The organism is Dactylosporangium sp. McL0621, from assembly GCF_049995355.1.
Classification (GTDB): domain Bacteria; phylum Actinomycetota; class Actinomycetes; order Mycobacteriales; family Micromonosporaceae; genus Dactylosporangium.
On record NZ_CP188259.1, the window covers coordinates 11,578,276 to 11,591,251 of the forward strand.

Annotated in this window: 12 protein-coding genes; 2 read left to right on the forward strand and 10 right to left on the reverse strand. The window is 72.2% G+C overall.

The window, feature by feature from the left end:
* Window positions 1-22: 22 nt before the first annotated feature.
* The gene (nadD, locus tag ACPPVO_RS54910) at window positions 23-601 is read right to left on the reverse strand and encodes a nicotinate-nucleotide adenylyltransferase (RefSeq protein ID WP_426514875.1); all 579 of its coding nucleotides are present in this window, start codon (window positions 599-601) and stop codon (window positions 23-25) included.
* Between the two features lie 100 nt (window positions 602-701).
* On the opposite strand from nadD, the gene ACPPVO_RS54915 reads away from it, so the two are divergent.
* Window positions 702-914, forward strand: a complete 213-nt coding sequence (locus ACPPVO_RS54915; RefSeq protein ID WP_426514876.1) for a DUF397 domain-containing protein — start codon at window positions 702-704, stop codon at window positions 912-914.
* 148 nt (window positions 915-1,062) lie between these two features.
* On the opposite strand, the gene ACPPVO_RS54920 is transcribed toward ACPPVO_RS54915, so the two are convergent.
* Window positions 1,063-1,617: a hypothetical protein gene (locus tag ACPPVO_RS54920; RefSeq protein ID WP_426507543.1), complete on the reverse strand. Its 555-nt coding sequence runs from the start codon at window positions 1,615-1,617 to the stop codon at window positions 1,063-1,065.
* 475 nt (window positions 1,618-2,092) lie between these two features.
* Between ACPPVO_RS54920 and trpS the strand changes: the two genes are divergently transcribed.
* The gene (gene trpS / locus ACPPVO_RS54925; RefSeq protein WP_426507544.1) at window positions 2,093-3,118 is read left to right on the forward strand and encodes a tryptophan--tRNA ligase; all 1,026 of its coding nucleotides are present in this window, start codon (window positions 2,093-2,095) and stop codon (window positions 3,116-3,118) included.
* Here the strand turns inward: trpS and ACPPVO_RS54930 are convergent.
* The 8 genes from ACPPVO_RS54930 to ACPPVO_RS54965 all read right to left on the reverse strand — a co-directional run bounded on the left by ACPPVO_RS54930 (window position 3,051) and on the right by ACPPVO_RS54965 (window position 12,973).
* The gene (locus ACPPVO_RS54930; RefSeq protein WP_426507546.1) at window positions 3,051-4,199 is read right to left on the reverse strand and encodes a hypothetical protein; all 1,149 of its coding nucleotides are present in this window, start codon (window positions 4,197-4,199) and stop codon (window positions 3,051-3,053) included. The two genes, trpS and ACPPVO_RS54930, sit on opposite strands and share 68 nt — an antisense overlap.
* Window positions 4,200-4,227: 28 nt before the next feature.
* Window positions 4,228-4,689 carry a GNAT family N-acetyltransferase gene (locus ACPPVO_RS54935; RefSeq protein ID WP_426507548.1) on the reverse strand — a complete coding sequence of 154 codons (462 nt, stop codon included), beginning with the start codon at window positions 4,687-4,689 and terminating at the stop codon, window positions 4,228-4,230.
* A gap of 69 nt (window positions 4,690-4,758) precedes the next feature.
* A complete protein-coding gene (gene obgE, locus ACPPVO_RS54940) occupies window positions 4,759-6,213 on the reverse strand; it encodes a GTPase ObgE (RefSeq protein ID WP_426507550.1) in 1,455 nt (484 codons plus the stop codon).
* 135 nt (window positions 6,214-6,348) lie between these two features.
* A complete protein-coding gene (gene rpmA, locus ACPPVO_RS54945) occupies window positions 6,349-6,606 on the reverse strand; it encodes a 50S ribosomal protein L27 (protein ID WP_360385040.1) in 258 nt (85 codons plus the stop codon).
* Window positions 6,607-6,616: 10 nt separating this feature from the next.
* The gene (rplU, locus tag ACPPVO_RS54950; RefSeq protein ID WP_345136130.1) at window positions 6,617-6,931 is read right to left on the reverse strand and encodes a 50S ribosomal protein L21; all 315 of its coding nucleotides are present in this window, start codon (window positions 6,929-6,931) and stop codon (window positions 6,617-6,619) included.
* Between the two features lie 128 nt (window positions 6,932-7,059).
* Window positions 7,060-10,047: an Rne/Rng family ribonuclease gene (locus ACPPVO_RS54955; RefSeq protein WP_426507553.1), complete on the reverse strand. Its 2,988-nt coding sequence runs from the start codon at window positions 10,045-10,047 to the stop codon at window positions 7,060-7,062.
* A gap of 147 nt (window positions 10,048-10,194) precedes the next feature.
* A complete protein-coding gene (locus ACPPVO_RS54960; RefSeq protein WP_426514877.1) occupies window positions 10,195-10,941 on the reverse strand; it encodes a TIGR03936 family radical SAM-associated protein in 747 nt (248 codons plus the stop codon).
* 70 nt (window positions 10,942-11,011) lie between these two features.
* Window positions 11,012-12,973 carry a TIGR03960 family B12-binding radical SAM protein gene (locus tag ACPPVO_RS54965; RefSeq protein WP_360385044.1) on the reverse strand — a complete coding sequence of 654 codons (1,962 nt, stop codon included), beginning with the start codon at window positions 12,971-12,973 and terminating at the stop codon, window positions 11,012-11,014.
* Window positions 12,974-12,976: the final 3 nt, after the last annotated feature.

Here is a 12,976-nt window from a genome sequence, read left to right on the forward strand (position 1 = left end):
CGCGGGTATGACATTCTGCCCCTCAGATGTTTCCGACTTTTCGGTACAAACCCCGCTTTGCGATGTACTGCACCACCCCGTCGGGCACCAGATACCAGACGGGCTTGCCGTCCTCGACCCGCCGGCGGCAGTCCGTGGAGGAGATCGCCATCGCCGGTACCTGCACCAGGCTGACCCGGTCGGCCGGCAGGTGGGCGGCGTTCAGCTCGAACCCGGGCCGGGTCACCCCCACGAAGTGCGCCAGCTCGAACAGGTCGGCGGCGTCCTTCCACGAAAGGATCTTGCCGAGCGCGTCCGCGCCGGTGATGAAGAACAGCTCGGCCTCGGCACCGTACGCCGCGCTCAGGTCACGCAGCGTGTCCACGGTGTAGGTCGGGCCGGCCCGGTCGATGTCCACGCGGCTGACCATGAACCGCGGGTTGGAGGCGGTGGCGATGACGGTCATGAGGTACCGGTCCTCGGCCGGGCTGACCGCGAACTCGCTCTTCTGCCAGGGCTGCCCGGTCGGTACGAACACCACCTCGTCGAGCCCGAACCGGTCGGCCACCTCGCTGGCCGCCACCAGGTGACCGTGGTGGATCGGATCGAAGGTGCCGCCCATGATGCCAACACGCATCACCGCATCGTAATGATCGAAAGCGCGAACGGGGGACGTGCGCAGCGTCACCCCGGGACGAAGCGGTACGGTGACGCGCATGACGATGTCCCACCCCAAGGGCGACTTCGACAACAGCCGCGCCGTGTGGCGCTCGGCCCCCGGCGACAGCCACGGCAGCCGCGTCGAGGTGGCGTTCGTCGACGACCTGATCGGCCTGCGCAACGGCGCCGACCCCGCCAGCCCGATCCTGGTCTTCACCCAGGACGAGTGGGACGCCTTCGTGGCGGGCGCCAAAGACGGCGAGTTCGACGTCTAGGCAGCCCGCGACGAGTGGGACGCCTTCGTGGCGGGCGCCAAAGACGGCGAGTTCGACGTCTAGGCAGCCCGCGACGAGTGGGACGCCTTCGTGGCGGGCGCCAAAGACGGCGAGTTCGACGTCTAGACAGCCCGCCACGTCAAGCAAATCAGAGCAACGACCGAATCGCCGCCATCCGCTCCAGCCGCGGCGCGAGCCCCCGCAGCCGCAGCGCGAGCGACACGGCCTCCAGCGCCGCCTCCTCATCAACCAATGACGCGAAGCCGGACCCGGACTCCAGCACCTCCCCCCAGTCGAACACCGGCCGCCGCGGATGCGCCCCCACCGGCGCCGGCAACCGGTCGCGCACCGCCTCCACGGCCCACCCGACCCGCTCCGCCACGACCTCCGCGGTGACCAGCGAGTCGTCGGGAAGAGCCGCCGCGATCCCCAGCCCCGCCGCGTCCAGGTCGCGCACCCCGGACACCACCGCGTCGATGAACGTGGGCGCGGCCCGGTCGAACGCCACCCACGAAACCCAGGCCGCCACCGACCCGTCGCCGGGCGGCAGGCTCGGCACGACCGGCAGCGACCCGCCCACCGGCAGCGTCTCCACGCACAGGTCGTCCGCCCGCCCGAACAGCGCGTCCGCCGCCGCCTCGGCCATCTCCCCGGCCACGAGCAGCCGGAACTGCCGCACCCGCATCACGGCCGCCGCCCGCATGCGCGGTGCCGGTGGGTGAACGCGTCGATCCGCCGCGCCACCCGTTCGGCCGCCGGTCCTCGCGGCACGGCCGCCGGAACGCCGAGCCACCCCCGGCATCCCGGGCACTCCAGCCGCAGCCAGGCCCGATCCTCAGAAAATTCAAAACTCCGCATTGGTACCTCCCCCGCTGACGCCATCCCCGCCACCCCTCAGCGAACACCAGAAAACGCCGCTTGGGAGGGGCCAGCAGCGCCCCCTTGACACCCGCCCCCGCCGCGTGTTAACGGCCACCCAAAGGCCTGCTATGCTCGTCGGCATGTCGCAGCGCACCGTCCGCACGAACAGCTGGCGCGCCCCCTAGGGGCGGCCAGGACTCGCGCATCGCGACAACCCCGAACAGACCACCAGGGCCGCCCGGAATCCGGGCGGCCTCTTTGGTGCATCGACACCGCCCGGGACCCGGCGGCTCCCCAGCCCAGGAGGAACGAGTCCCATGTCCGATCGCCGCATCTCCGGCTTCAAGCCCACCGGCCCGCTCCAGCTCGGCAACTACGTCGGGGCGATCCGCCCGGTCGTCGAGGGCCAGGACCGGCCCACGACCGTCTTCGTGGCCGACCTGCACGCCCTGACCGTCCCGCACGATCCGCGGCGCCTGCGCGAGCTCTCGCTGCAGGTCGCCGGCCTGCTGCTGGCCGCCGGGGTGGACCCGGCGCGCGCGGTCCTCTACCGCCAGTCCGATCTGCCCGCGCACGCGGAGCTGCACTATCTGCTCGAGTGCGTCGCGAGCTACGGCGAGGCGCACCGGATGATCCAGTTCAAGGAGAAGGGCGGCGGCAGCGGTACCCGTCTGTCGCTGCTGACCTATCCGGTGCTCATGGCCGCGGACATCCTCCTGCACGACATCGCCGAGGTGCCGGTCGGCCGCGACCAGCGCCAGCACGTCGAGCTCACCCGCGACCTCGCCCTGCGCTTCAACGAGCGCCACGGCCCCGTCTTCACCGTGCCGCGGGCCACGCACCCGGCCGTGGCCGCGCGCCTGGCGGACCTGGCCGACCCGACGGCCAAGATGGGCAAGACCAACACCTCCGCCAACGGGGTGCTGTTCCTGCTCGACCCGCCGGACGTGCTCCGCCGCAAGGTCATGCGCGCGGTCACCGACATGGGCGGCGAGGTCGCCTACGACCCGGACACGAAGCCGGGCGTGTCCAACCTGCTGGAGATTCTCGCCGTGGCCACCGGCGGCGATCCGGTCCGGATCGCGCGGGACTACCCCAACTACGGCACCCTCAAGAGCGGCGTCGCCGACGCCGTGATCGCCCTGCTGGAGCCCCTCCAGCGGCGCTACTACGCGCTCACCGAGGACGACATCGAGGAGGCGCTGGCCCTGGGGGCCGAGCGGGCCGCCGAGCGTGCGGACGCGACGGTACGGCGGGTCCGCGAGGCCATGGGACTCACCAGCGGACGGCGCGCTCCCGCAGGTACCCGAGCGACGCCGGAGACGGCGCCGGCACCACGCTGAAGCGCGAGGGCCGGTAGTCGATCTCCTCGAGCACCAGGTCGGCCTCGACCAGCAGCGCCCACGGCACGTGGAACACCTTCTCGCCCGGCACGGACACGCCCACCAGATCCACGGCGGGCAGCAGCGCCGGCGTCCCGACCGCCCACTGGGCGGACGTGAACGCCGACCCGTCCGGCCGGGCGGCGAGGGTGGCCTCGGCCAGCCGCGGATCGCCCAGGGTGCGCCGCTGGTGCTCGGCGACGTCCACGGCGAGCCGCCGGGCCGACCGGGCAGCGGCCGGGTACGCCGGGTGCCCGCGATCGGGCAGGAACGGCACCACGCGCCCGTCGTCGTCGGTCGTGTACGCCATCGGCGAGAGCGGCCGCGGCGTGCGCACGTACTCGTCGGCGGCGAGCTCGTACAGCTGCTCGACCAGGCGCGGCTCGTCGGCGCACACGAGCAGCATCAGCGTGCTCGGCAGGAACGCCACGGCCCGGCCCCCGACCTGCTCGTCGAGCTCGGCCAGCCAGCCCTCCAGCAGCACCCACGAGACCAGCTGCTCGCCGCCGTAGTCGGGCACGTGCAGTACCGACGGCCCGAAGAACCCCGCCGACGCGGGCAGGTCCGCGCGCGCGAGGGTGCGGTGGTGGGCCGCGGCGAAGATCTCCTCCGCGCTCACCCCCCAGCGCGCCGGGCTCTCGATGTCCAGCGGCACGTCCCCGGCCAGCACGACCTCGTCGAGGTGCGGCAGGGCGGGGCGGCGCAGCGTGCGGGTGCCGCGGGCGGCGTGGCGCAGGGCGAGCCGCAGCTCGGGCAGGGCGTCGGCGAAGCTCGCCGGCTGCACGGGCGGGGCGAGGCTGTGCGCCACGAACTCCCGCACGAACTGTTTCCGGTCCCCGTGACTGCGCTGGTACTGCGAGAAGGCCTTCGACAGGAAAAGTGTGCTGTACGCGTCCTGGCCGCATTCGCAGACGATGGCGAACTGGGTCGGGCGGAATTCTGCGTCGGTGAACCCGAGTCTGCGCAGCTCGGCCAGCACCTGGCCGGCGAAGCGCTCCCGTGGTGATCGGGCCGGTCGGGTCAGCCGCTCGAGGATGCCCACCGAAGCGACACTAGCCCCAGCCGAGCCCCTACGCGATGGCCTCGGGGTCAATCACGAGTTTTTCGTAACACAGGCTGAGCTGGGTGTGTACGGACGGCCCATACGACGGAATCGGTCGGTAACCGGCCGATTCGTACAATCGGCTCGACTCCTGCCACCGTCCAGATGTTTCCCGGAACCGCACCACCCGGTGCCCCCGCGCGGCGGCGAGGTCCTCGAGCGCGGCGAGCATCCGGCGCCCGAGGCCGCGGCCCCGGTACGCCGGCCGGACGTACAGCCCGGTCACCTCGGCCGCGTCGACGTCGACCGGGAGCAGCGCACCGCAGGCCACCGCGCTGCCGCCGGTGACCACCACCAGGTAGCGGGCGGCCGGATCGACCATGATCGCCTGACCCTCGGGGCCACCGTCGCGCGCCTGCAGCTCGACCTGGTGGTCGACGACGAGCGCGCTCACCTCCGAGTCGTCGGATGGACGTTGCTCGATCAACATGTACCGACGGTACGCAACCCCGATTTCCCCGATGTTTCACTCAACGGGCAATTCGCGTTGCGGGCGACGTCAAAAATCGTCGTCGTCATCCTCGACGACGGTCGCCCCCGGCGAATCCTCGTACCGCTTGCGCCGCGCGGCCCGCAACGCCTTGCGCTCGGCCGCCCCGATTCGCTTGTTCGGGTCCTCGACCCGGTAGTCGGTGCCCCGGTTGCCGGGCACGAACTCCTCCTCGCCGAACAGGTTCGGCTGCCAATCGAATTCACGGACGCCAATTCGAACCGGGTCTCCCGGCACCGCGCCCGCCTTTTTGAGCGCGGCCTCGACCCCGAGCCGGGCGAGGCGGTCGGCGAGGTATCCGACGGCCTCGTCGTTGTCGAAGTTGGTCTGGCGCACCCAGCGCTCGGGCGCGCCGCCCTGGACCACGTACACGCCCTCGGCGTCGCGGTCGATGGTGAACCCGGTGTCGTCGACGGCGACCGGGCGCAGCACGATCCGCGTGCGCTCCGGGGGCGGCGCGGCCAGCCGGTGCTGCTTGACCAGCTCGGCCACGGCGAACGTCAGCTCCCGCAGCCCCTCGTGGGTGACGGCGCTGATCGCGTGCACGGCGAACCCGCGCTCCTCCAGCTCGGGCCGCACGATGTCGGCGAGGTCCCGCCCGTCGGGCACGTCGATCTTGTTGAGCACGACGAGCCGGGGCCGGTCCTCCAGGCCGCCGTACGCGGTCAGCTCGGCCTCGATCGCGTCGATGTCCGACACCGGGTCGCGCTCGGTCTCCAGCGCCGCGGTGTCGACCACGTGCACGAGGACCGCGGTGCGCTCGATGTGCCGCAGGAACTCCAGGCCCAGCCCCTTGCCGGTGGCCGCGCCGGGGATGAGCCCGGGGACGTCGGCGACGGTGTAGGTCTGCTCGCCGGCCTGCACGACGCCGAGGTTGGGCACGAGCGTCGTGAACGGGTAGTCGGCGATCTTGGGCCGGGCCGCGGACATCGCCGCGATGAGCGACGACTTGCCGGCCGAGGGGAACCCGACGAGCCCGACGTCGGCGACGCTCTTGAGCTCGAGCACGACGTCGAGCTGCTCGCCGGGCTCGCCGAGCTCGGCGAAGCCGGGGGCCTTGCGCCGGGTGCTGGCCAGCGAGGCGTTGCCGCGCCCGCCCCGGCCGCCCCGGGCCAGCTCGAACTTGGTGCCGACGCCCACGAGGTCGGCGATCACCTCGCCGTCGAGGCTCTGCACGACGGTGCCGTCGGGCACCCGCAGCTCGAGCGTCTCGCCGTTGGCCCCGTCGCGGTCGTTGCCGGCCCCGCCGTTGCCGTTGCGGGCCTTCTGGTGCGGGTGGAAGTGGAAGTCGAGCAGGGTGTGCACGCCGGGGTCGACGATCAGCGTGACGCTGCCGCCGTGGCCGCCGTCACCGCCGTCGGGGCCGCCGAACGGCTTGAACTTCTCCCGGTGGATGGACACGCAGCCGTGACCGCCGTCGCCGGCCTTCACGTGCAGCACGGCCCGGTCAACGAACGAGGTCACCGCGGAACACCTTTCACGAAGAAGCAACAACGGCGGGCAAGGGACAAATATGCCCCTGCCCGCCGTGGGGTCACCCAGTCCGATTCAGTGCCGCTTCGCGCGGACGAATCGGACCGGGCCCGACAAACGACGAAATCAGACCGCAGCCGGAGTGATGCTGACCGTCTTGCGGCCGCGCTTGGTGCCGAAGGTCACGTGACCCGGGGCGAGCGCGAACAGCGTGTCGTCGCCACCGCGGCCGACGAGGTCGCCCGGGTGGAACTTGGTGCCGCGCTGGCGGATGATGATCTCACCCGCGTTGACCAGCTGGCCACCGAACCGCTTCACGCCGAGCCGCTGGGCGGCGGAGTCGCGCCCGTTCCGCGAGCTGGACGCACCCTTTTTGTGTGCCATCGCGCTTGCCCTACTTCCCGGTGGAGATGCCGGTGACCTTCACCTGGGTCAGCGGCTGACGGTGACCCTGGCGCTTGTGGTAGCCGGTCTTGTTCTTGAACTTGTGGATCCGGATCTTCGGACCCTTGGTGTGCGCAACGACCTCGGCGGTAACCGCCGCGCTGGCAAGCTTGGCCGCATCGGTGATGAGATCTTCCCCATCGACAAGCAGGACAGCGGAGAGCGTCAGCGCATCGCCCGGCTCGCCCGCGAGCTTCTCGACCTCGATCACATCGCCCTCGGCGACCTTGTACTGCTTGCCGCCGGTCTTGACGATCGCGTACATGGGACGCGGACTCCTGTCGTAGAGCTCTGGCGGGCTGGTCGGGTGTGTGCCGCAACAGGCACGCAAAAGACCCCGCGCACGAAAGTGCGCTTTGGAGAGAGTACGCCACTCAGGGCGTACTCCCCAAATCAGGGGCGGGTCCGGCGCCGGACGCCACCCCGGCGAGTGCGACGGCGGGCGCCGTTGCCCGACGCCTCGTCCTCGTCCTCGTCCACGTTGTCGGGATCGTCGTCGGAGGCGATCGGCGTGTACTCCGCATCCTCCGGCGCGTCCACCACGGCCTGCGCGGTCTCCTCCTCCGCCGGCGCCTCCTCGGCGACGGCGGTGGACCCGCGGCGGCCCCGGCGGCGGCTGCGCGGCGCGGGCGCGTCGGCCTCCTCGACCCCGGTGGTCACGCCGGGCGAGGCGGCGGCCGAGGCGACCTTGGACACCGCGTGGCCGTGGCCGTTGCCACCACCACCGCCGCCGCCCTGGCCGCCGCTGCGCTTCTCCGGGATCGGCTCGGTGTGGATGATCAGGCCCCGGCCCTTGCAGACCTCACAGGTCTCGCTGAAGGCCTCCAGCAGGCCCTGCCCGACCCGCTTGCGGGTCATCTGCACCAGGCCGAGCGAGGTGATCTCGGTGACCTGGTGCTTGGTCCGGTCCCGGCCCAGGCACTCGGTCAGCCGGCGCAGCACCAGCTCGCGGTTGGACTCCAGGACCATGTCGATGAAGTCGATGACGATGATGCCGCCGAGGTCGCGCAGCCGCAGCTGGTGCACGATCTCCTCGGCCGCCTCCAGGTTGTTGCGGGTGACCGTCTCCTCGAGGTTGCCCCCGGCGCCGGTGTACTTGCCGGTGTTGACGTCGATGACGGTCATCGCCTCGGTGCGGTCGATGACCAGGCTGCCGCCGGAGGGCAGGAACACCCGCCGGTCCAGCGCCTTGATCAGCTGCTCGTCGATGCGCAGGTCGGCGAAGACGTCGTTGGTGCCGGTGTAGCGGCGCACCCGGTCGACGAGGTCGGGCGAGACGTGCGACAGGTAGGGCGCGACCGACTCGTAGGCGTCGGTGCCCTGGATGACGAGCTCGCGGAAGTCCTCGTTGAACAGGTCGCGCACGACCCGCACGACGAGCTCGGGCTCCTCGTACAGCAGGGCCGGCGCGCTGCTGCCGGTGGACTTCTCCTGGATGGCCTCCCACTGCGCCTGCAGCCGCTTCACGTCGCGCTCGAGGTCGTCCTCGGAGGCGCCCTCGGCCGCGGTGCGCACGATCACGCCGGCGCCGTCGGGCACGAGGTTCTTGAGCACGTCGCGCAGCCGCTTGCGCTCCACGTCGGAGAGCTTGCGGCTGATGCCGGAGGCGTTGCCGTGCGGCACGTAGACCAGGTGCCGGCCGGACAGCGCGATGTGGCTGGTGAGGCGGGCGCCCTTGGTGCCGATGGGGTCCTTGGTGACCTGCACGAGCACCGAGTCGCCGGACTTCAGCGCCTGCTCGATGGTGCGGGTGCGGCCCTCGAGGCCGGTGGCGTCCCAGTTGACCTCGCCGGCGTAGAGCACCGCGTTGCGGCCCCGGCCGATGTCGACGAACGCCGCCTCCATGCTGGGCAGCACGTTCTGCACGCGGCCGAGGTACACGTTGCCGACCATCGAGCTCGACGAGGCCCGCGTGACGTAGTGCTCGACGAGCACCTTGTCCTCGAGCACCGCGATCTGCGTGCGGTCGTTCTTCTGCCGGATGACCATGGTGCGGTCGACGGCCTCGCGGCGGGCCAGGAACTCCGACTCGCTGAGGATCGGCGGGCGGGTGCGGCGCTGCTCGCGGCCGTCCCGGCGGCGCTGGCGCTTGGCCTCCAGCCGGGTCGAGCCGGAGACGCCCTGCACCTCGTCGCGGACGGCGGTGCGCGGCTCGCGGATCTTGACGACCACGTGCGGATCGTCGGCGGCCTCGGTGTCGGCGGCGCCCTTGCGCCGGCGGCGGCGCCGGCGCCGGGTCAGGCCCTCGCCGTCGTCGTCGCCCTCGTCGTCGGCGGACACCTCCGCCTCTTCCTCGCCGGCGCCCTCCTCGGCTTCCGCCTCGGCGCCCTCTTCGCCCTCGTCGAACTCGTCGCCGCCGTTGCCGCGGCCCCGGCCGCGCCCGCGGCGGCCCCGCCGGCGCCGGCGCCGGCCGCTGCCCTCGAAGCCCTCTTCGTCCTCGTCCTCGTCCTCGTCGCCCTCGACCTCGTCGGTCTCGATCGGCGCCTCGACCGCCTCGACCGGCGCCTCGTCGGCGGCCCGGCCCCGGCGGCGCCGGCGCCCCCGGCCGACCGGCTCCTCGTCGGCGATGTCCTCGACCACGTCCTCGGCCACGGCGGCGGCCCGCGCGGGCGTGCGCCGGCGGCCCCGCGTGACGGGCTCCTCGTCGGCGACGTCGTCCACCGGCTCCTCGACGGCGGCGGCGCGGGCCGGCGTGCGCCGGCGGCCCCGGGTGACCGGCTCCTCGTCGGCGGCCTCCTCGGCGAAGCCATGGGCCGGCACGGCCTGCTCACTGGGCGGCATGAACAGCAGCTGGACCGGCGGGGCGGCGCGGCGCCCGCGGCGGGCCGGCGGCTCCTCCACGAGCAGGGGCTCGAGCTCCTCGGGCGTGTCGGCGTCCTGCTCGGCCTCCTCGGCCGCGAACTCGTCGCCGAGCGGCTCGTTGTCGTCCTCGGCCGAGATCGCCTCGACGACGGGCAGCGGCTCGGGCTCGGGCTCGGGCTCGGGTTCCGGCTCGACGACCTTGGCCCGGGTGCGCCGGGCCCGCGTCGCCTTCACCGGCGCGGGCGGTTCGTCCAGCGGCAGCGCCTGCTGTCCGGACTCGCCGGATTCGCCCGTTTCGTCGGCCTCGGCGGCCGGGGCGACCTTGCGCCGCCGGCGCGTGGTCCGGGGCGCGGGCTCCTCCTCGGCCGCAGCGGAGGGCTCGGCGGAGGGTTCCGGCTCCACGGCCGGGGTGTCGGCCGCCGGTTCGGCGGCCGCCTTGGTGGTCCGGCGACGCGTGCGCCGGACCGGGGCGGTGGTCTCGTCTTCGCTGGCTGCGGCAGCAGCCACCGGCTCATCGCCGGTGGTCTCGCCGCTCGCCGACTCGTTGTCGAACATGCGGACGTTCTCCAGTTCTGGCACACCCGGGCGCGTAGCACGCAGCCACACGGGGGCGCCGAATATATGTTGTGCCGGCGGAGGTATCCGCTCACACGGACGATCCGCCGAAAGTCTGCCAACCTCGCGCACGGCGACCGGCGGCCCGCCACCTGGCGGTTCACCCGTCGTCTACTGCGACGAAGTCCCAACGAAGGCCGCCGGCCGATCCACGTCGCCCGAGAGGGCGAGCGGATCGACGAGCTCACCCTGCTCGGTCAGCACTCCCTGAGCCAGTCGGGTCGCACGGGGCGGAACCGGCGGCTCCAGGTCGGCCACAACGCGCAGACCGGACAGCACATCGTCGGGTCGCACGGTCGGGGTCACCTGCCGCACGACAAGGTCGAGTATCGCACACGGTATGTCGGTGACCTCGGAAGGTAGGTCACCGTTGGTGGAATCGGACAGAATTTCAAGATCAGAAGCGTCGAGCCGGACCACCGCGGAGCGCGTGTCGAAGGTCCGGCGGCCCTGCTTGGTGAGGCGATCCACCAGCACCTCGGGCGCGTCGAGGAAGGCGCGCACGGCCGGCGCGACGTCGTGGCCCGAGATCCCCGGCAGCTCGATGCGCCAGCTCGACGCGTCGATGCGGTCGGCGAGGCTGCCCCCGCCGTTGAGTTGCGACTCGACCGCCGCCAGCACGTCGAGGCCGGGCGAGAGGGCCGCGTCGAGGGCCCGGCGCAGCTCCTCCGGGTCGACCACGGCCCGCAGGCCGATCTCGAGGTACTCCGCCTCGCTGGCCACCCCGGTGGGCGCCGCGGAGGCGTAGGAGACCTTCGGGTGCGGGGTGAAGCCCTGGGAGTACGCGATGGGCACGTTGGCCCGCAGCAGCGCCCGCTCGAAGGCGCGGGCGAAGTCGCGGTGCGAGGTGAAGCGCAGCGGGCCCCGCTTGGCGTACCGGAGCCGGATGCGCTGCACGACGGGGTCCTGGTTGGACTCCGGCTGACGCTTAGCCATGCCCGACCCCCGAACCGGGCACCCGCAGCCCGCCGACCGGCGTGAGCGGCAGCAGCTTGCGACCCGTCGGGCCGATCTGGATCTCGGTGTCCTGGCTGGGGCACACGCCGCAGTCGAAGCACGGGGTCCAGCGGCAGTCGTCCTGCTCGTAGCCGGTCATGGCGTCCTGCCAGTCCTGCCAGAGCCAGTCCTTGTCCAGGCCGGAGTCGAGGTGGTCCCAGGGCAGGACCTCGTGCTGCTCGCGCTCGCGGGTGGTGTACCAGCCCAGGTCCACGCCGTACCCGGGCAGGACCTCGGCCGCCGCGTCGACCCAGCGCTGGTAGGAGAAGTGCTCCGACCAGCCGTCGAAGCGCCCGCCGGACTCCCAGACCCGCCGGATGACCGCCCCGACGCGCCGGTCGCCCCGGCTGAGCAGCCCCTCGACCTGCGACGGCTCGCCGTCGTGGTACCGGTAGCCGATCGCCCGGCCGAGCGAGCGGTCCGAGTTGATGGCCTCCTTGAGCGCCTTCAGCCGCCGGTCGATGACCTCCGGCTCCGCCATCGACGCCCACTGGAACGGCGTGTGCGCCTTGGGCACGAACCCGCCGATCGACACCGTGCAGCGGATGTCCCGCGAGCCGGTCGCCGCGCGCCCGGCCCGGATGACCTCGTGCGCGAGCTTGGCGATCTGCAGCACGTCGTCGTCGGTCTCGGTGGGCAGACCGCACATGAAGTACAGCTTCACCTGCCGCCACCCGTTGGTGTACGCGGTGACGACGGTCCGGATCAGGTCCTCCTCGGTGACCATCTTGTTGATCACCTGGCGGATCCGCTCCGAGCCACCCTCGGGGGCGAAGGTGAGCCCGGTGCGCCGCCCGTTGCGGGAGAGCTCCTGGGCGAGCGTCACGTTGAACGCGTCCACACGCGTGGAGGGCAGCGACAGCGACACGTTGGTGCCCTCGTACTGCTGCGCGAGCCCCGAGCACATGTCGCCGATCTCGGAGTGGTCGGCCGAGGAGAGCGAGAGCAGGCCGACCTCGTGGAAGCCGGAGAACTCCAGCCCCTCCTTGACCATCTGCCCCACGGTGGTGATGCTGCGCTCGCGCACCGGCCGCGTGATCATGCCGGCCTGGCAGAAGCGGCACCCGCGCGTGCAGCCGCGGAAGATCTCCACCGCGTAGCGCTCGTGCACCGTCTCGGCCAGCGGGACCAGGGGCTTCTTCGGGTACGGCCAGGCGTCGAGGTCCATGGTGGTGCGCTTGTGCACCCGGAAGGGCACGTCGGCGCGGTTGGGCACGACCCGCTGGATGCGCCCGTCGGGCAGGTAGTCCACGTCGTAGAAGCGCGGCACGTACACCGACTCGGTGCGGGCCAGCCGCAGCAGCAGCTCGTCGCGGCCGCCGGGCTCGCCCTCGGCCTTCCACGCGCGCACGATCGCGGTGATCTCGAGCACCGCCTCCTCGCCGTCGCCGAGCACGGCGGCGTCGATGAAGTCGGCGATCGGCTCCGGGTTGAACGCCGCGTGGCCGCCGGCGACCACGATCGGGTGCCGGGCATCCCGCTCGCGCGCGTCGAACGGGATGCCGGCCAGGTCGAGCATGGTGAGCAGGTTGGTGTAGCCCAGCTCGGTGGAGAACGAGACGCCGAACAGGTCGAACGCGGTCACGGGCCGGTGCGCGTCCACGGTGAACTGCGGCACGCCCTCCTCACGCATGAGCTTCTCGAGATCGGGCCACACCGCGTAGGTGCGCTCGGCGAGCACGTCGGGCTGCTCGTTGAGCACCTCGTAGAGGATCTGCACGCCCTGGTTGGGCAGGCCGACCTCGTAGGCGTCGGGGTAGGACAGCACCCAGCGCACGGCGACGGCGTCCCAGTCCTTCACGACCGCGCCGAGCTCACCGCCGACGTATTGGATCGGCTTGCTGATCCGGGGCAGCAGTCGCTCGAGTCTCGGGAAGACGCTCGTCACACTCACGGA